At 56.8% G+C, this 16,199-nt stretch carries 10 protein-coding genes and 3 tRNA genes; 7 read left to right on the top strand and 6 right to left on the bottom strand.

Translation table 11 applies throughout. The features are described 5' to 3' along the window. Positions 1-104 precede the first annotated feature (104 nt). Genes ptrA through recD form a run of 3 tightly spaced genes read left to right on the top strand, consistent with a single transcriptional unit; the run spans position 105 to position 8,373 of the window. Positions 105-3,002: a pitrilysin gene (gene ptrA / locus FCN45_RS15165; protein WP_137386362.1), complete on the top strand. Its 2,898-nt coding sequence runs from the start codon at positions 105-107 to the stop codon at positions 3,000-3,002. Further along, entirely contained in the window at positions 2,999-6,538 is a 3,540-nt protein-coding gene (recB, locus tag FCN45_RS15160; RefSeq protein WP_137386361.1) for an exodeoxyribonuclease V subunit beta, read from the top strand. The genes ptrA and recB overlap by 4 nt, the downstream gene beginning before the upstream one ends. Then, on the top strand, positions 6,535-8,373 hold the full coding sequence (gene recD / locus FCN45_RS15155) for an exodeoxyribonuclease V subunit alpha (protein ID WP_137386360.1): 1,839 nt from the start codon (positions 6,535-6,537) through the stop codon (positions 8,371-8,373). Before recB ends, recD begins: the two co-directional genes overlap by 4 nt. A gap of 142 nt (positions 8,374-8,515) precedes the next feature. Here recD and argA read toward each other — a convergent pair whose 3' ends face one another. Then, positions 8,516-9,844, bottom strand: a complete 1,329-nt coding sequence (gene argA / locus FCN45_RS15150; protein ID WP_007891884.1) for an amino-acid N-acetyltransferase — start codon at positions 9,842-9,844, stop codon at positions 8,516-8,518. A 233-nt stretch (positions 9,845-10,077) separates the two neighbouring features. Here argA and amiC point away from each other — a divergent pair, with 233 nt between their 5' ends. Continuing rightward, on the top strand, positions 10,078-11,313 hold the full coding sequence (amiC, locus tag FCN45_RS15145; RefSeq protein ID WP_168197466.1) for an N-acetylmuramoyl-L-alanine amidase AmiC: 1,236 nt from the start codon (positions 10,078-10,080) through the stop codon (positions 11,311-11,313). A 73-nt stretch (positions 11,314-11,386) separates the two neighbouring features. On the opposite strand, the gene FCN45_RS15140 is transcribed toward amiC, so the two are convergent. The 3 genes from FCN45_RS15140 to FCN45_RS15130 all read right to left on the bottom strand — a co-directional run bounded on the left by FCN45_RS15140 (position 11,387) and on the right by FCN45_RS15130 (position 11,721). Continuing rightward, positions 11,387-11,463: transfer RNA gene (locus FCN45_RS15140), tRNA-Met, on the bottom strand. Positions 11,464-11,514: 51 nt separating this feature from the next. After that, positions 11,515-11,591, bottom strand: a tRNA-Met gene (locus tag FCN45_RS15135). A gap of 53 nt (positions 11,592-11,644) precedes the next feature. Next, positions 11,645-11,721: transfer RNA gene (locus FCN45_RS15130), tRNA-Met, on the bottom strand. A 204-nt stretch (positions 11,722-11,925) separates the two neighbouring features. Here FCN45_RS15130 and mltA point away from each other — a divergent pair. Next, positions 11,926-13,074: a murein transglycosylase A gene (mltA, locus tag FCN45_RS15125; RefSeq protein WP_101762003.1), complete on the top strand. Its 1,149-nt coding sequence runs from the start codon at positions 11,926-11,928 to the stop codon at positions 13,072-13,074. Between the two features lie 28 nt (positions 13,075-13,102). Then, on the top strand, positions 13,103-13,909 hold the full coding sequence (gene tcdA / locus FCN45_RS15120) for a tRNA cyclic N6-threonylcarbamoyladenosine(37) synthase TcdA (protein ID WP_137386359.1): 807 nt from the start codon (positions 13,103-13,105) through the stop codon (positions 13,907-13,909). Here tcdA and csdE read toward each other — a convergent pair. Further along, positions 13,897-14,352: a cysteine desulfurase sulfur acceptor subunit CsdE gene (gene csdE, locus FCN45_RS15115; RefSeq protein WP_101762005.1), complete on the bottom strand. Its 456-nt coding sequence runs from the start codon at positions 14,350-14,352 to the stop codon at positions 13,897-13,899. The two genes, tcdA and csdE, sit on opposite strands and share 13 nt — an antisense overlap. Positions 14,353-14,356: 4 nt before the next feature. Next, positions 14,357-15,562, bottom strand: coding sequence for a cysteine desulfurase CsdA (csdA, locus tag FCN45_RS15110; RefSeq protein ID WP_137386358.1), 1,206 nt, complete (start codon positions 15,560-15,562; stop codon positions 14,357-14,359). A 206-nt stretch (positions 15,563-15,768) separates the two neighbouring features. On the opposite strand from csdA, the gene FCN45_RS15105 reads away from it, so the two are divergent. Then, on the top strand, positions 15,769-15,993 hold the full coding sequence (locus FCN45_RS15105) for a YgdI/YgdR family lipoprotein (RefSeq protein WP_008109575.1): 225 nt from the start codon (positions 15,769-15,771) through the stop codon (positions 15,991-15,993). Positions 15,994-16,199 lie beyond the last annotated feature (206 nt).

Genomic DNA, 16,199 nt, shown 5'->3' with positions numbered 1-16,199 from the left:
GGGGATACGGCCTCGTTTGAGGTTGTTCCTGACACGATAAGAAAGTTTGTCTATTTCACCGCTGGGCACACAGCCAGCGGAAAAGGGTAATGTAAGGGGTTTAAATGCGGATTTACGCACGCTGGATTGGAGCGCTGCTGCTGAGCACGTTAGCGCTGAATGCCTTTGCCGATACCGATCGCGGCTGGCAACCCATCAATGACACCATTCGTAAAAGCGATCACGATCCACGCCGTTATCAGGCGATTACGTTAAACAACGGCATGATCGTGCTGCTGGTCTCGGATGCCGAAGCGCCTAAATCGCTGGCGGCGCTGACCTTACCGATCGGTTCGCTGGATGATCCTAATCAGCAGCTGGGTCTGGCGCACTATCTCGAACACATGGTGTTAATGGGCTCAAAGCGTTATCCGCAGCCTGATAATCTCGCCGAATTCCTGAAAAAAAATGGTGGCAGCCACAATGCCAGCACCGCGTCGTATCGCACGGCGTTCTATCTGGAAGTGGAAAACAGCGCGTTGCAGCCCGCAGTTGATCGTCTGGCCGATGCGATTGCTGAACCGCTGCTCGATCCGGTTAATGCCGATCGTGAACGCCATGCGGTTAACGCAGAACTGACCATGGCTCGCTCACGCGATGGCTTGCGTATGGCACAGGTGGGTGCAGAAACTCTCAACCCTGCGCATCCCGGCTCGCGCTATTCCGGTGGCAACCTTGATACGTTGAGCGACAAGCCAGACAGCAAATTGCATCAGGCGCTGACCGATTTTTATCACAGCCACTACTCCGCCAATCTGATGAAGGCGGTGATTTACAGCAACAAACCGCTGCCAGAGATGGCCGACATTGCGGCAAAAACCTTTGGTCGTGTGGCTAATCATCAAACGACGGTGCCAGAGATTGACGTGCCGGTAGTGACCGACGCGCAGAAGGGCATCATTATCCATTACGTGCCCGCACAGCCGCGCAAGCAGTTGAAAATTGAGTTCCGCATCCCGAACAACAGCGGCCAGTTCCGCAGTAAAACCGATACGTTGATCAGCTACATTCTGGGCAATCGCAGCAAAAACACCCTCAACGACTGGCTGCAAAAGCAAGGGCTGGCGGATGGCGTCAGCGCCGGTGCAGACCCGATGACCGAGCGCAACAGCGGCGTCTTCGCTATCAGCGTGTCGTTAACCGACAAAGGTCTGGCGCAGCGCGATGAAGTGGTGGCTGCGGTGTTCAACTACCTTGATATGCTGCGCAGCAAAGGCATCAGTAAAGAATACTTCGATGAAGTCTCCCACGTGCTGGCGCTGGATTTCCGCTACCCATCAATTACCCGTGATATGGATTACATCGAGTGGCTGGTAGATACCATGCTGCGGGTGCCGGTTGAACACACGCTGGATGCGCCTTATCTGGCCGATCAGTTCGATCCCGCGGCAATCAAAACGCGTCTCGACGAAATGACGCCGCAGAACGCGCGCATCTGGTACATCAGTCCGCAGGAGCCGCATAACAAAGAAGCCTACTTTGTGAATGCGCCCTATCAGGTGGACAAAATCAGCGACGCCCAAATTAGCGACTGGCAGCAACGTGCCGCGCAGCTCCAGCTGTCGATGCCCACGCTGAATCCCTATATTCCGTCGGATTTCGCCATTATCCCCTCCGATGGCAAAACCTACGATCATCCGGTCGCACTGACCAATGGCGACAGCATGCGTATTTACTGGATGCCAAGTCAGCAGTTTGCCAGCGAACCGAAAGCCGCTATTAGCTTAGCGCTGCGCAACAAATTGGCGATCAGCGACGCGCGCCAGCAGGTGCTGTTTGGGTTGAATGACTATCTCTCCAGCCTGGCGCTGGATGAATTGAATTCGCAGGCTTCGGTTGGCGGCATCAGTTTCTCCACCGGGGAAGATGATGGCATCGTGTTTAGCGCCAGCGGGTTTACCCAACGTCTGCCGGAATTGCTGAAGAGGCTGGTGGAGGGTTACGCCACCTTTATGCCGGACCAGCAGCAGCTGGAACAGGCCAAATCCTGGTATCTGGATCGACTGGAAGCGGCGGAGAAGGGCAAAGCATTTGAGCAGGCGATTCAGCCGATGCAGATGTTGTCGCAGCTGCCTTACACCCAACGTGAAACGCGCCGCAATCTGGTGAAAGATATTACTCTGAAAGAGGTCACCGATTACCGCGATGCGCTGATTCAGCATGCAACCCCGGAGATGATGGTGGTGGGCAATCTCTCTGCAGAGCGCGTGAAACTGCTCGGCGATGAGCTGCAGCAACAGTTGCACAGCGATGGACACGGCTACTGGCACAGTGATTATGTGACGGTGGATAAAGCGATGAAGGCCAATCTGCAGAAAGCCGGCAGCAGCACTGATTCGGCGCTGGCCGCGCTGTATGTGCCGTTGGGCTACAGCGAATATCAAAGCATGGCCAACAGCACCATGCTGAGCCAGATCGTTCAACCCTGGTTCTACAACCAGTTGCGTACCGAAGAGCAACTCGGCTATGCGGTGTTTGCTTACCAGATGCCGATCGGACGCCAGTGGGGCATCGGTTTCCTGCTGCAAAGTAACAGCAAGCAGCCGGCGTTTTTACTGCAACGCTTCCGGGCATTTTATCCGCAGGCTGAACAGCGTCTGCGCAGCATGAAAGCAGAGGATTTCGCCCAGTATCAGCAGGCGCTGATCAACGATATGAAGCAGCGTCCGCAAACGCTGGATGAAGAGGCGAACCGCTTTAACCGTGACTTTAAACGTCAGAACTTTGCCTTCGATACGCGTGAAAAAGCGATTGAGCAAATTCAGCAGCTGACGCCAGCCGGCCTGGCCGACTTCTTCCATCAGGCGGTTTTAGCGCAGCAAGGCATGGCGATGATTTCGCAGATCGGTGGCAGCCATGATGCCGCGACCAAAGATGACTACGCCCAGCTGCCGGGCTGGACCACATGGGATGAGGTTCAGAAGTTGCAGCAGTCGTTGCCCGTGAAGAGTGATGCGCAATGAGTCTGCTACCTGAATCGCTCAATCCTCTGACGCTGCCGCTGCGCGGTGAGCGTCTGATTGAGGCCTCAGCCGGCACCGGCAAAACCTTCACCATCGGCCTGCTCTATCTAAGACTGCTACTGGGATTGGGCGGACAACATGCTTATTCGCGCCCGCTGTCGGTAGAAGAGATTCTGGTGGTGACCTTTACCGAGGCCGCGACCGCTGAACTGCGCGGGCGTATACGCGCCAACATTCACGAGCTGCGGCTGGCCTGCCTGCGCGGCGTCAGCGGCAACCCGATGCTGATGCAGCTGCTGCAGGAGATTCCACAGCCCGCCGATGCGGCTTCGCTGCTGCTCGCCGCTGAACGACAGATGGATGAAGCCGCCATCTTCACCATCCACGGCTTCTGCCAGCGCATGCTGAATCTCAACGCCTTTGAGTCCGGCATGCTGTTTGAACAGCAGCTGATTGAGGATGAACAGCTGCTGATGCGCCAGGCGACTGCCGATTTCTGGCGTCGTCACTGCTATCCGCTGACGCTGGATGTCGCGCGAGTGATTGTCAGCGAATGGAGCGGCCCGGAGCAGTTGCTTTCCACCTTGCGTCCGTGGTTGCAGGGCGAATCGCCCAGCCTGCGTCTGCCGCCTGCCGACAGTGAAACCCTGGCTTCGCGCCACAGCGAAAACCTGGCGCGTATCGCCGCGATGAAAGCGCAATGGCTGACGGTGGGTGACGAAGTACTGACGCTGGTGGGGCAATCTGACGTGGATAAGCGCAGCTACAGCAGCAAGAATTTGCCGGTTTGGGTCAATAAAGTCAGCTTTTGGGCGCAGAGCGAAACGCGTGATTATCAAGTGCCCGCCGAACTGGCGCGCTTCGGTCAGCGCATGCTTGAAGAGAAGACCAAAAAGGGCAGTCCGCCGCATCACAGTGTGTTTGACGCCATCGACACTTTCCTTGCTCAGCCGCTGTCGCTGCGCGATCTGGTGATTGCGCGCGCGCTGGTAGAGGTGCGCGCTGCGGTGCGCAAAGAGAAACGTCAGCAGGCACTGTTGGGTTTTGATGACCTGCTGAGCCGCCTCGACGAAGCACTGCAGCAGCCGAGCGGTGAGCAACTGGCTCAGGCGATTCGCCAGCGTTTCCCGGTGGCGTTGATTGATGAGTTCCAGGATACCGATCCGCTGCAATACCGTATTTTCCGCACGCTTTATATCAATCAGCCAGCGCATGCGCTGCTGTTGATTGGCGATCCCAAACAGGCGATTTACGCCTTTCGTGGCGCGGATATTTTTACCTATATCCGCGCGCGCAGTGAAGTCAGTGCGCACTACACGCTGGATACCAACTGGCGCTCGTCGCCTGCGATGGTCAACAGCGTTAACCAGCTATTTGCGCGCCTCGACGCGCCCTTCCTGTTCGCTGAGATCCCGTTCCAGCCGGTGCAGTTTGCGCCTCCCAACCAGCAACTGTCGCTCACTATCGATCAGGTTGAGCAAGCGGCGTTACGCTTCTGGCTGCAGCCGGGTGAAGGCTGCAGCGTTGGAGATTATCAACAACGTATGGCGCAGCAGTGTGCGGCCGATATCAGTCGCTGGTTGCAGGCCGGGCAGCAGCAGCGCGCGATGCTGGGCAAAGCGCCCAATTTGCGGCCGGTACAAGCCTCTGACATCACTGTGTTAGTGCGCAGCCGTAACGAAGCTAACCTGATTCGCGAAGCGCTCAATCTGCTCGGTATTCCGTCGGTTTACCTATCGAATCGCGACAGCGTTTACACCACGCCGGAAGCGCGAGAGCTGTTATGGCTGTTGCAAGCGGTGCTGGCGCCGGAGCAGGAGCGTATGCTGCGCACCGCGCTGGCAACCTCGCTGTTTGCTTTTGATGCCTCGCAGCTGGATGCGCTGGATCAGGACGCGCGCGGCTGGGATGAACTGGTGGATACCTTTGCCCGCTGGCAGCTGGTGTGGCAGCAGCGTGGCGTCTTGCCGATGCTGCGCGAGATGATGCTGGAGCGTCAGCTGGCGGAAAATCTGCTGGCATCGGAGAACGGCGAGCGTCGTCTGACGGATTTACTGCATCTCGGCGAACTGCTGCAGGAAGCGGCTGCGCAGCTGGATAGCCCACATGCGCTGGTGCGTCATCTGGCACAGCAGATCGCGCGCCCGGACAGCCAGTCTGCCAGCCAGCAGCTGCGTCTGGAGAGCGATCGTCATCTGGTGCAGATTGTCACCATCCACAAATCTAAAGGGCTGCAATATCCGCTAGTGTGGCTGCCATTCGCCGCCGGTTTTCGCGAGGCGGATACCGCGCTTTATCACGATCGTGAGAGCTTTAACGCGGTCCTGGATCTGCAAGCCGACGAAGAGAGCCTGGCGCTGGCCGAACAGGAGCGTCTGGCGGAGGATTTGCGCCTGCTCTACGTGGCGTTGACCCGTTCGATCTATCACTGCAGCGTCGGCGTGACACCGCTGTTTCGCGGCACGCGTAAGAAAGAGGGCGACAGCGATTTGCATAAAAGCGCGCTCGGTTTCCTGTTGCAGCGCGGTGTAGCGGCAACAGCCGAACAGCTCGGCGCGTTGCTGCATAACATGGACGCGGCGGGCACCGAGGTGGTGCTGGCTGAAGATATGCAAGCCGAGCGCTGGCAGGTTGAGGCGGTCGCCGATAGCGAGTTGGGGGCGCGAAGCGTAACGCGCGTGCTGGCCGATCCGTGGCGCGTCACCAGTTACTCTGGTTTGCAGCAGCACAGTTCTCATCGTCTGCTTGAGGTGATGCCGAATTTCGATGTGGAAGCAGCCGGCGAAGAGGATCGGGAAGAGGAAGGGGAAGCGGCGCTCACGCCTCATCACTTCCCGCGCGGTGCCGCGCCGGGAACGTTTTTGCATGAGCTGTTCGAATCGCTGGATTTCCCGCAGCCGCCTTCCGAGGAGAAGCTGGCGCAACATCTGCAGCAAAACGGCTATCCGCTGCACTGGCAGCCGATGCTCAGTGCGTGGATCAGGCGTGTATTGAGCACGCCACTTAACGCGCAGGGTATTCATCTGGCGCAGGTGCAGAGCAGCGATCGTTTGGTGGAGATGGCATTCTATCTGCCAATTGACAATGTGCTGACCGCGCGTGAACTGAGCGCGTTGATTGCTCAGGATGCGTTATCGGCGCAGGCTCCGCCGCTCGATTTCCGTCAGGTGCAGGGCATGCTGAAAGGCTTTATCGACCTGGTGTTCCGCTGGCAGGGCAAATATTACCTGCTGGATTATAAATCCAACTGGCTCGGTGACAGCCATGAAGCTTATACGCCGCAGGCAATGGCGCAGGCGATGATCGACCACCGCTACGATTTGCAGTACCAGCTCTATACGCTGGCGTTGCACCGCTATTTACAACATCGCGTGCCGGATTACGATTATGAGCAGCATTTCGGCGGCGTATTTTATCTCTTCCTGCGTGGCATGGACGGCAGCTCGCCAGACAACGGCGTGTTTCATACCCGTCCCACCTTCGACTTCATTTCACAACTGGATAGCCTGTTTCGCGGGCCGGGAGCGACAGCATGAGCGGTATGACCGCGCTTTTAGCACAGGCGGCTGAGCTGCGTTTGCTGCGCTCGCTGGATGTCCAGTTCGCTCAACTGCTGGCTGATGATGATCAACCGGCGCGTTTGCTGCTGGCGGCCTGCCTGAGCGCGGAAGCGGGAGATGGGCATGTCTGTTTGCCGTTATCACAGCTGAGCCGCGACAACCTGTTTAAAGGGCGTCATGCGGAGCTGGCGCAGGCTATCTGGCAAGCGGCAGGCGAACCGCAGGATTGGCCGGCAATTTTAGCCGGCTGGTCGGCGCTGAGTAGCAGCGATTGCGCAGCACCCATCGTGCTGAGCGAAGGCCGTCTCTATTTGCATCGCCTTTGGCACAACGAAGGGCAGGTGGCGCGTTTCTTTCAGTCACAGTCGACAGCACAGCCTTTTGCGCCTGAACGGGTCAGGGAAGTGCTGGATCAGCTGTTTGGCAGCGAGCCGGATAACTGGCAGAAGATTGCGGCTGCGGTGGCGCTGACGCAGAAAACTGCGGTGATCTCGGGCGGTCCCGGAACCGGAAAAACCACCACGGTGGCAAAACTGCTGGCGGCACTGATCCGTCTTAGCGAAGGCGCGTTACGTATTCAGTTGGCTGCGCCGACCGGCAAAGCGGCGGCGCGTCTCACCGAATCGCTGGGCAAGGCGCTGCAAAAGTTGCCGGTGAGCGAGGCGGAGCGGCAGCGCTTTCCGGCCGATGCCACCACGCTGCACCGCTTGTTAGGCGCGCAGCCGGAAACGCAGCGCCTGCGCTATCACGCCGGCAATCCGCTGCATCTGGATGTGCTGGTGGTGGATGAAGCCTCAATGGTCGATCTCGGCATGATGGCGAATTTGATTGCCGCATTGCCAGCGCAGGCGCGCGTGGTGTTCCTCGGCGATCGCGATCAGCTGGCATCGGTGGAAGCGGGCGCGGTGCTCGGTGATATCTGTCGCTGTGCCGAAGCCGGTTACAGCCCGATGCGCGCTGCGCAGCTGAGTGAGCTCACCGGCAGCGGGGTGGCGGGCATCGATGACAGCAGCGCACCCGCGGTACGCGACGCGATTTGCCTGCTGCGTAAAAGCTACCGCTTTGACGCCAACTCCGGCATTGGCCAACTGGCCGCAGCGGTTAACGCCGGTGATGCAAAGGCGGTTGAAGCCGCATTCAAGGCTGGTTTCAGCGATATCACCCGTCAACCTTTGCAGGATGCTGATGCGTATCAGGCGATGCTGACAGAGATTGCCGCCGGTTATCAGCCGTTCCTGAAACTCATTCGCCAACGCGCTGATCCTGCTGAGATTATCGCGGCGTTTGGCCGATATCAGCTGCTGTGCGCACTGCGTGAAGGGCCGTTTGGCGTGCAGGGATTGAATCAACGTATTGAGCAGAAGCTGATGCAGTTGCAGCTGATTCGTCGTCCAACCGGCGGCAGTCGCTGGTATCAGGGACGTCCGGTGATGGTGACGCGTAATGACAGCGCATTGGGCCTGTTTAACGGCGATATCGGCATTACGCTGTTTGATGAGGAAGGTCTGCTGAAGGTGTTCTTCCCGTTGCCGGATGGCAGCATCAAAGCGGTGCAACCGAGCCGCTTGCCGACGCACGATACCGCGTGGGCGATGACGGTGCATAAATCGCAGGGTTCGGAGTTTGACCACACGGCGTTGGTGATGCCGGCGCAGTTCCTGCCGGTGTTGACGCGCGAGCTGATTTATACCGCGATTACCCGCGCGCGTAAGCAGCTGACGTTGTACAGCGATGACGGCGTGTTCCGTCGTGCCGTGCAGTTGCGTACCCAGCGACGCAGCGGATTACTGGAGCGGTTGAGCGGGGAGTAATTAAGTATCGATTCCGCACAATCCGTCGCGGCGCGATGAATCGCGCATATCAATGGCGGCAGCCTGCCCATGCGGATATTGCGCAATAAATTGTGCCGCTGCGGTATGTGCAACTACGCAACGGCACAGTTAAATGATGCGACTATCCCAAATCCGCCATCAGCACTTTTGAACGGCGCTGATAGTTATACATCTGCTTCTTGCTCTCGGGCAGGGATTCAATATCCACCGGCGTAAAACCGCGCTCCTGGAACCAGTGAATGCTGCGCGTGGTTAACACAAACAGCTTCTTTAGCCCCATCTGACGTGCCTGCAACGCCACGCGATCCAGCAACAGTTCGCCACGCGACGAGCTGCGATAATCCGGATGCACTGCCACACAAGCCATCTCACCAATCTGCTCGTCCGGGAACGGATAGAGCGCGGCACAGGCTATGGTTAAATTATCGCGCTGAATAATGGTGAACTTATCAATCTCCATCTCCAGTTGCTCACGGGAGCGACGCACCAGAATCCCTTGCTGCTCCAGCGGGCGAATCAGTTCGAGAATACCGCCGATGTCGTTGATGTTGGCGCGCCGAATCTGCTCGGCCGACTCCATCACAATCTGGGTACCGATACCGTCGCGCGAGAACAGTTCTTGCAGCAACGCGCCATCTTCCTGATAGCTAATCAGGTGGCTGCGACGCACGCCGCTACGGCAGGCTTTGACCGCACCACGTAAGAACCGCACGGTGCCAGAGAGGAAATCGCCGTCGCTCTCCATTTCGTCGATGCGCGCCTGGGCTTCATTCGGGAACAGTTCAGAAATAATCGCGCCTTCGCGATTGGTCACGCCCTGCTCGGAGCAGAAACCAATCATCTTCTCGGCCTTCAATTTTATTGCCAGCTGCGTCGCCACTTCTTCTGACGTCAGGTTAAAACTCTCGCCGGTTACAGAAACCGCTACCGGACCGAGCAGCACAATCGCATCGTTATCCAGCTGACGATGGATCGCTTCCTCATCAATACGACGAATACGCCCGCTGTGGCAGTAATCAACGCCATCATCCACCCCCAGCGGCTGCGCAATGATGAAGTTGCCGCTCACTACGTTAATGTGCGCGCCCTGCAGCGGCGTATTGTTGAGGCTCATTGACAGACGCGCGGTGATATCCAGCTGTAAACGACCGGCGGCCTGCTTTACCAGCTCAAGCGATTGCGCATCGGTAACGCGCGTATGTTTGTGATAAATCGGTTCCAGCTGTTGCTGGGCCATGCTGGCGTCAATCTGCGGACGCGCACCATAAACCACCACTAAGCGAATGCCGAGGCTATGCAGCAGACCGATGTCATTAACGATGCTTGAGAAGTTCTCATGCTCGATGGCTTCGCCACCCAACATGATGACAAACGTCTTGTCACGATGGGTATTTATATAGGGAACGGTGTGGCGAAAACCCTGAACCAGTTCTGTACTGCGTTCCTTCACGGCAAAGCCCTCTGTGCATGTTTATTCGTAATTTTCGTATTTTTATGCTCTTTTGCTCTTTATTGCAAGCGCCGGGCCTGACGTTACTTTACGATTTTCATGATGCAACACGCGCTAACAGACTGCATTATCTGGTTTTTCCGGCAAGACAAGACAATTCTCATCGAGTAAAGTTTTCACTTTCTTGCCATCGAGTGATGATTTTTTAGACATAACACAGCAGTTGGAGCGGCATGTCCGAAGCTTTTACACGACGACGATTATTACAGGGCGCTGGCGCATTATTAATGCTAAGCGTGACGCGTACCGGGCTGGCTGCCAGCCAGCATATTGTGGCGGTGCGCATCTGGCCCTCATCGACTTACTCCCGCGTAACCCTGGAATCAAACGTTCCCCTCAAGTACAAACAGTTCACGCTGGGGAATCCCGATCGTCTGGTTATTGATATCGAAAATATGCACATCAACCCGGTCCTGAAAGGAGTCGATAAGCTGGTGCGCGTGGACGATCCCTATATCAAAACCGCACGCGTCGGTCAGTTTGACGCTAACACGGTGCGACTGGTGCTGGAACTCAAGCGCAGTATTGCGCCCAAGACATTTACTCTTGCGCCAGTGGCAGGTATCAAGCATCGCTTAGTGGTCGATCTCTATCCTAATCAGCAAGCACGGGAAGAGGATCCGCTACTGGCATTACTGCAGAATTACAATCAGGGCGATCTTGAACGCGATCAGCTGGTGCAGGCGGCGCTGCCGGGCAAAGCGGGGCGCGATCGACCGATTATCATCATGATCGATCCTGGCCATGGCGGTGAGGATCCCGGCGCGCATGGCAAATACAAAACGCGTGAGAAAGATATCGTGTTGAAGATCGGTCGCTATCTGAAGGCGCTGATCGACAAAGAGCGCAACATGAAAGCTTATATGACGCGCAATGAGGATGTGTTTATCCCGCTGCGTGTCCGCGTGGCGAAGGCGCGAAAGCAGCGTGCGGATCTGTTTATTTCGATCCATGCTGATGCCTTCACCAGCCGGGCCGCACGCGGTTCGTCGGTGTTTGCCCTTTCGACCAGCGGCGCTACCTCAGCGGCGGCGCGCTTCCTCGCACAAACGCAGAATGAAGCCGATTTGATTGGCGGCGTCAGCATGAGCGGCGATCGTTATCTCGACCACACCATGTTCGACATGGTGCAGCGGCAAACCATCAGCGACAGCCTGAAGTTCGGTAAAGAGGTGCTGACACGCATGGGACATATCAATCACCTGCACAAGCGCACCGTCGATCAGGCGGGATTTGCGGTGCTGAAAGCGCCGGATATTCCCTCGATTTTGGTGGAAACCGCGTTTATCAGTAATGTCGAAGAGGAGCGCAAGCTGCGCACGTCGCGCTATCAGCATCAGGTGGCTGAGGCGATTCTGCATGGGATTAAGGCGTATTTTGATAAAGGTGCGGCACTAGCGCATCGCTGAGGAGGGCGGCAGCAATGCCGCTTTTTTCCGGACGCCAGAAACAAAAAAACACCCGTTAAGGTGTTTAAATGATTGGTTGCGGGGGCCGGATTTGAACCGACGACCTTCGGGTTATGAGCCCGACGAGCTACCAGGCTGCTCCACCCCGCGTCCGTCTGTCGCATTAAGCGACTTTTCACATTGTATTCTTCTTAAGACAATTGGTTGCGGGGGCCGGATTTGAACCGACGACCTTCGGGTTATGAGCCCGACGAGCTACCAGGCTGCTCCACCCCGCGTCCGACTGACGCGTTACACGACACTTCACATTGTCTCTTCATTTAAGAAGAATTGGTTGCGGGGGCCGGATTTGAACCGACGACCTTCGGGTTATGAGCCCGACGAGCTACCAGGCTGCTCCACCCCGCGTCCGTGGATGCGCACTATACTCTGGACGCGCGGCGATGCAACCCCTTTTTGAGACAAAACGTCAAATTTACAGTCAGTTGATGAATAAACTCGCCATTGGGTGAATTATTGTACAGATGTGAGCGTGACCGCTGATGGCAGATTTCATTCTCTCTGCCCCTTTGCTATCGTCGCCGGGCAAACAATCGATAAAAAGAGAAGGTTATGAAAGGACATTGGGCGAAGTATGCACTTACTGGCGCATTTATCGCGCTGTTAGCAGGCTGTAGTTCCAAACCGACCGACCGCGGTCAACAGTATATCGATGGCAAGCTGGAGCAACCGCTTGGGCTGGTCAACCAACCGAATGCTAAAGGGCGTCCGGTGAACGGCAAAGACTTTAGCGATCAGGTGGTGCAGATTCAAACCGCCTCATCCGGCCTGTTCGGGCGCAACAACGGTACTTACAGCGCAGTGCAAAACTGGCTGCTGTCCGGCGCGGATACGCGCCAGCTCAACCAGTTTGGTTTGAATGCTTATCAGATGGAAGGCACTGACAATTACGGCAACGTGCAGTTCACCGGTTACTACACGCCGGTTGTGGAAGCGCGTTATACCCGTCAGGGCGAGTTCCAGTATCCGATTTATCGTATGCCACCGCGTCCGCGTGGACAGAAACTGCCGAGCCGCGCTTCTATCTATAATGGTGGGCTCGACGATCGCTACATCATTGCCTACAGCAATTCGCTGATCGATAACTTCATGATGGATGTGCAGGGCAGCGGCTACGTTGATTTTGGTGATGGACGTCCACTGCGCTTCTTTGGTTACGGCGGCAAAAATGGCTGGGCTTATCACAGCATCGGTAAAGAGCTGATCGATCGCGGTGAAGTGAAGCGCGAAGATATGTCGATGCAGGCGATTCGTCAGTGGGCGCAAGAGCATTCGCCACAGGAAGTGCGTTCGGTGCTGGAAACCAACCAATCCTTCGTCTTCTTCAAACCGGAAGAGTATGTGCCGGTGCGCGGTGCCAGCGCGGTGCCGCTGATTGCCAAGGCTTCCGTTGCCTCCGATCGTTCATTGATTCCGGCCGGAACCGTGCTGTTAGCCGAAGTGCCGCAACTGAACGAGAAGGGCAAGTTCAATGGCAAATATGAGATGCGTCTGATGGTGGCGTTAGACGTGGGTGGCGCGATTAAAGGCCAGCACTTCGATATCTATCAGGGCGTTGGCCCGGATGCGGCGCATCTGGCCGGTTTCTACAACCATTATGGCCGCGTCTGGGTGCTGAAAGCCGCGCCGGGCACCGGTCAGCCGCTGTTTAGCAACCCACAAAATGGCAACAACGGTTCGCTGCTGTTAGGTTCTAATTAATGTCCCGTTTTCCCGGAAAGGTTTGGTTATGACAGTAGTAAGCGACGCCTGGCGACAACGTTTTGGCGGCACGGCGCGTCTCTATGGCCAGGACGCGCTGCAGCGTTTTGCCGACGCGCACTTTTGCGTGATTGGCATTGGCGGCGTGGGTTCGTGGGCGGCGGAAGCCTTAGCGCGCACCGGCATCGGTAAAATCACCCTGATTGATATGGACGATGTCTGCATCACCAATACCAACCGCCAGATTCACGCGTTGCAGGGCAAAGTAGGCCAGGCGAAGACCGATGTGATGGCAGAACGTATGCGCGCTATCAATCCGGAATGCGAAGTAATCTGCATCGATGACTTCATCACGCCGGAAAATACCGCTGAACTGTTATCGGCGGGTTTTGACTACGTGATTGATGCGATTGACAGCGTGCGCCCTAAAGCCGCGTTGATCGCCTGGTGTCGTCGCAACAAGATCCCGCTGATAACCACCGGCGGCGCGGGCGGCCAGATCGATCCCACGCAGATCCAGGTGAGCGATCTGGCAAAAACCATTCAGGATCCGCTGGCGGCCAAGCTGCGTGAGAGATTGAAAGGGGATTTTGGCGTGGTGAAGAACAGCAAAGGCAAGCTCGGCATCGACTGCGTATTCTCGACGGAAGCGCTGATGTATCCGCAGCCGGACGGTAGCGTGTGCACTTCGCGCTCCACCGCAGAAGGCCCGAAACGCATGGATTGTGCGGCCGGATTCGGCGCGGCAACCATGGTTACCGCCACGTTCGGGTTTGTGGCGGTTTCCCATGCATTGAAGAAGTTTCTGGCGAAGGCAGCGCGTCAAACGGCCTGAGCGTGCAGACGAGCAGCGCGTTGCACCGCATCCGCCAGCGCCTGTAAACCGCTGCTGCGCGACGCACTGAGCTGTGCGCGCAGACCTAACGTATCAAACAACGCCAGCGGATCTTGCTGCAGCAAGTCGGCTGGCGTTTTGCCTTCCACCGCCGTCAGTAACACCGCTAGCAATCCGCGCACGATGCGTCCTTCGCTGTCACCATAAAAGTGCAGCGTGCCGTTGTTCAGCAACTGGCTGCTTAGCCACACGCGATTTTCACAGCCCGTGAGTTCGATATCTGGCGTCTTTAACTCTTCCGCTAACGCAGGCAACTGGCGGCTGAGCTGGATCAGTTGACGATAGCGATCTTCCCACTGATGAAAATGGGTGAATTTTTCCGTCAGGCTGGCGGCGGTAATCAGATCGCCGAACGGATGCGGGGCGAGCAGGGTTGATGTCATGGGCTTATTCACTCAGTAAGTCTACGGCATGGCGCATGGCGCGCACCAGCGCATCCACGTCCTGCAAATTATTATAGGGGGCGAACGAGACACGCAGCGTGCCGGTGACGCCCAGCGCCGCCATCAGCGGCTGCGCACAGTGCTGCCCGGCGCGCAATGCGATGCCATGCTCGGCGAGCAGCGTAACGATATCGCTGTGGTGAATGCCGGCAATATCAAACGCCAGCAGGCTGGCATTGCCACAGCGGAAGCTGCGAAAACCGGGGATCTCGCTCAGTTGCTCCTCGGCGAGGCTCGCCAGTTGCTGGCTCCACATTTCGGCCTTTTTGCCATCATGTTGCGCCAGCCACTGCAGCGCGGCACTCAACCCCACCACGCCGGCAACGTTAGGCGTTCCGGCTTCAAAACGCCACGGCACCGGCTGCGGTGTGAAACTGTTAAAATCGACCTGCGTCAGCATTTTGCCGCCGCCTTGCCATGGATCCATCGCTTCCAGCAGTTCCGCTTTGCCATACAGCACGCCAATGCCCATTGGGCCATAAAGCTTATGGCCGGAAAAAGCATATAAATCAATATCCTGCGCCTGTACATCCGGCGGACAATGCACCACACCTTGTGCGCCATCGACCATCACTTTGGCACCGACGTCATGGGCTAAACGGATCGCCTGCGCCAGATCCGGACAGCCGCCGGTGACGTTCGACATCTGACCAACGGCCAGCAATCGGGTACGTGAATTGAGCAGTGCTGGCAACAGCGTGATATCCGGCAAACGATCGTCGCCCAACGGCCATTTCACCACTTTCGCGCCCGCCGCTTTTGCCACCATCAGCCACGGCACCAGATTGGCGTGATGTTCGGCTTCGCTAACCACGATTTCATCGCCAGCCTGCAATCGCGGAGCCAGCCAACTGTTCGCCACCAGATTGATCGCTTCGGTGGTGCCGCGCGTCCAGACAATCTGCCGATCGTCCGCAGCATTGAGCCAGCGCGCCACTAATCCGCGCGCCTGTTCGTATTTTTCCGTTAATGCGCGAGCGGCAGCGAACTGGCTGCGATGCACGGTGCCAGCGCTGAGGCTGTAGAACTGTGCGGTTGCGTCGATCACCGCCTGCGGCTTGAGCGCAGTAGCCGCGCTATCGAGGTAGATTCCGGCATCGCTCAGCGCGGGGAACTGCTGGCGGAAGGCGCCGGGAGAAAAAATGGTCATACTCAGCCCACTGTTAATCATGTTAGGACCAGGCTGAAAGCTGGCCCGTTGCCTGGCAAAGCTGGAAAAGCGCGTTATGCTAATTATTGCAAGGTTTGAACCGAAACCCGCATAACGCGTCGCTATTCATAGTCGATTTCACTGGCGCTACCTTTGGTGAGCGCATGCGGGTGGTTTAATGCAATCAATCTGCAAGGAGATAGAAGATGAATAAACTCACCGCAGTGCTGGCCGTGTGTACTCTGGCCTTTACCCTGTCCGCATGTTCCAGCAATTACGTAATGCACACTAACGATGGTCGCACCATCGTCGCCGATGGCAAACCTAAAGTTGATGACGAAACCGGTATGATCAGCTATCAGGATGCCAATGGCAACAAGCAGCAGATTAACCGCTCTGACGTCAAAGAGATGGTGGAGATGGGGCAGTAAGGCAAAAAAAAAGCACCGCAATTTGCGGTGCTATTTAAAATCACTATGGACAGACAGGGTAAATCTACAGGAATTAAAAGCTTGATCTGCAAGCGTCAGATCAAAATGCAAACACAACATCACGACCACAAGCCAAAAGCTCTCCAAAAGTCTGCGATCTCTCGCACGTTTCCAGAAATCTTTTCGTTCCGGCTCAGGAAGTGCGG

The organism is Pantoea sp. SO10 (assembly GCF_005281435.1).
In the GTDB taxonomy this organism is placed as follows: domain Bacteria; phylum Pseudomonadota; class Gammaproteobacteria; order Enterobacterales; family Enterobacteriaceae; genus Pantoea; species Pantoea leporis.
The sequence above is the reverse complement of the archived record's forward strand: the minus strand, read 5'-3'. Positions and strand labels throughout refer to the sequence as shown.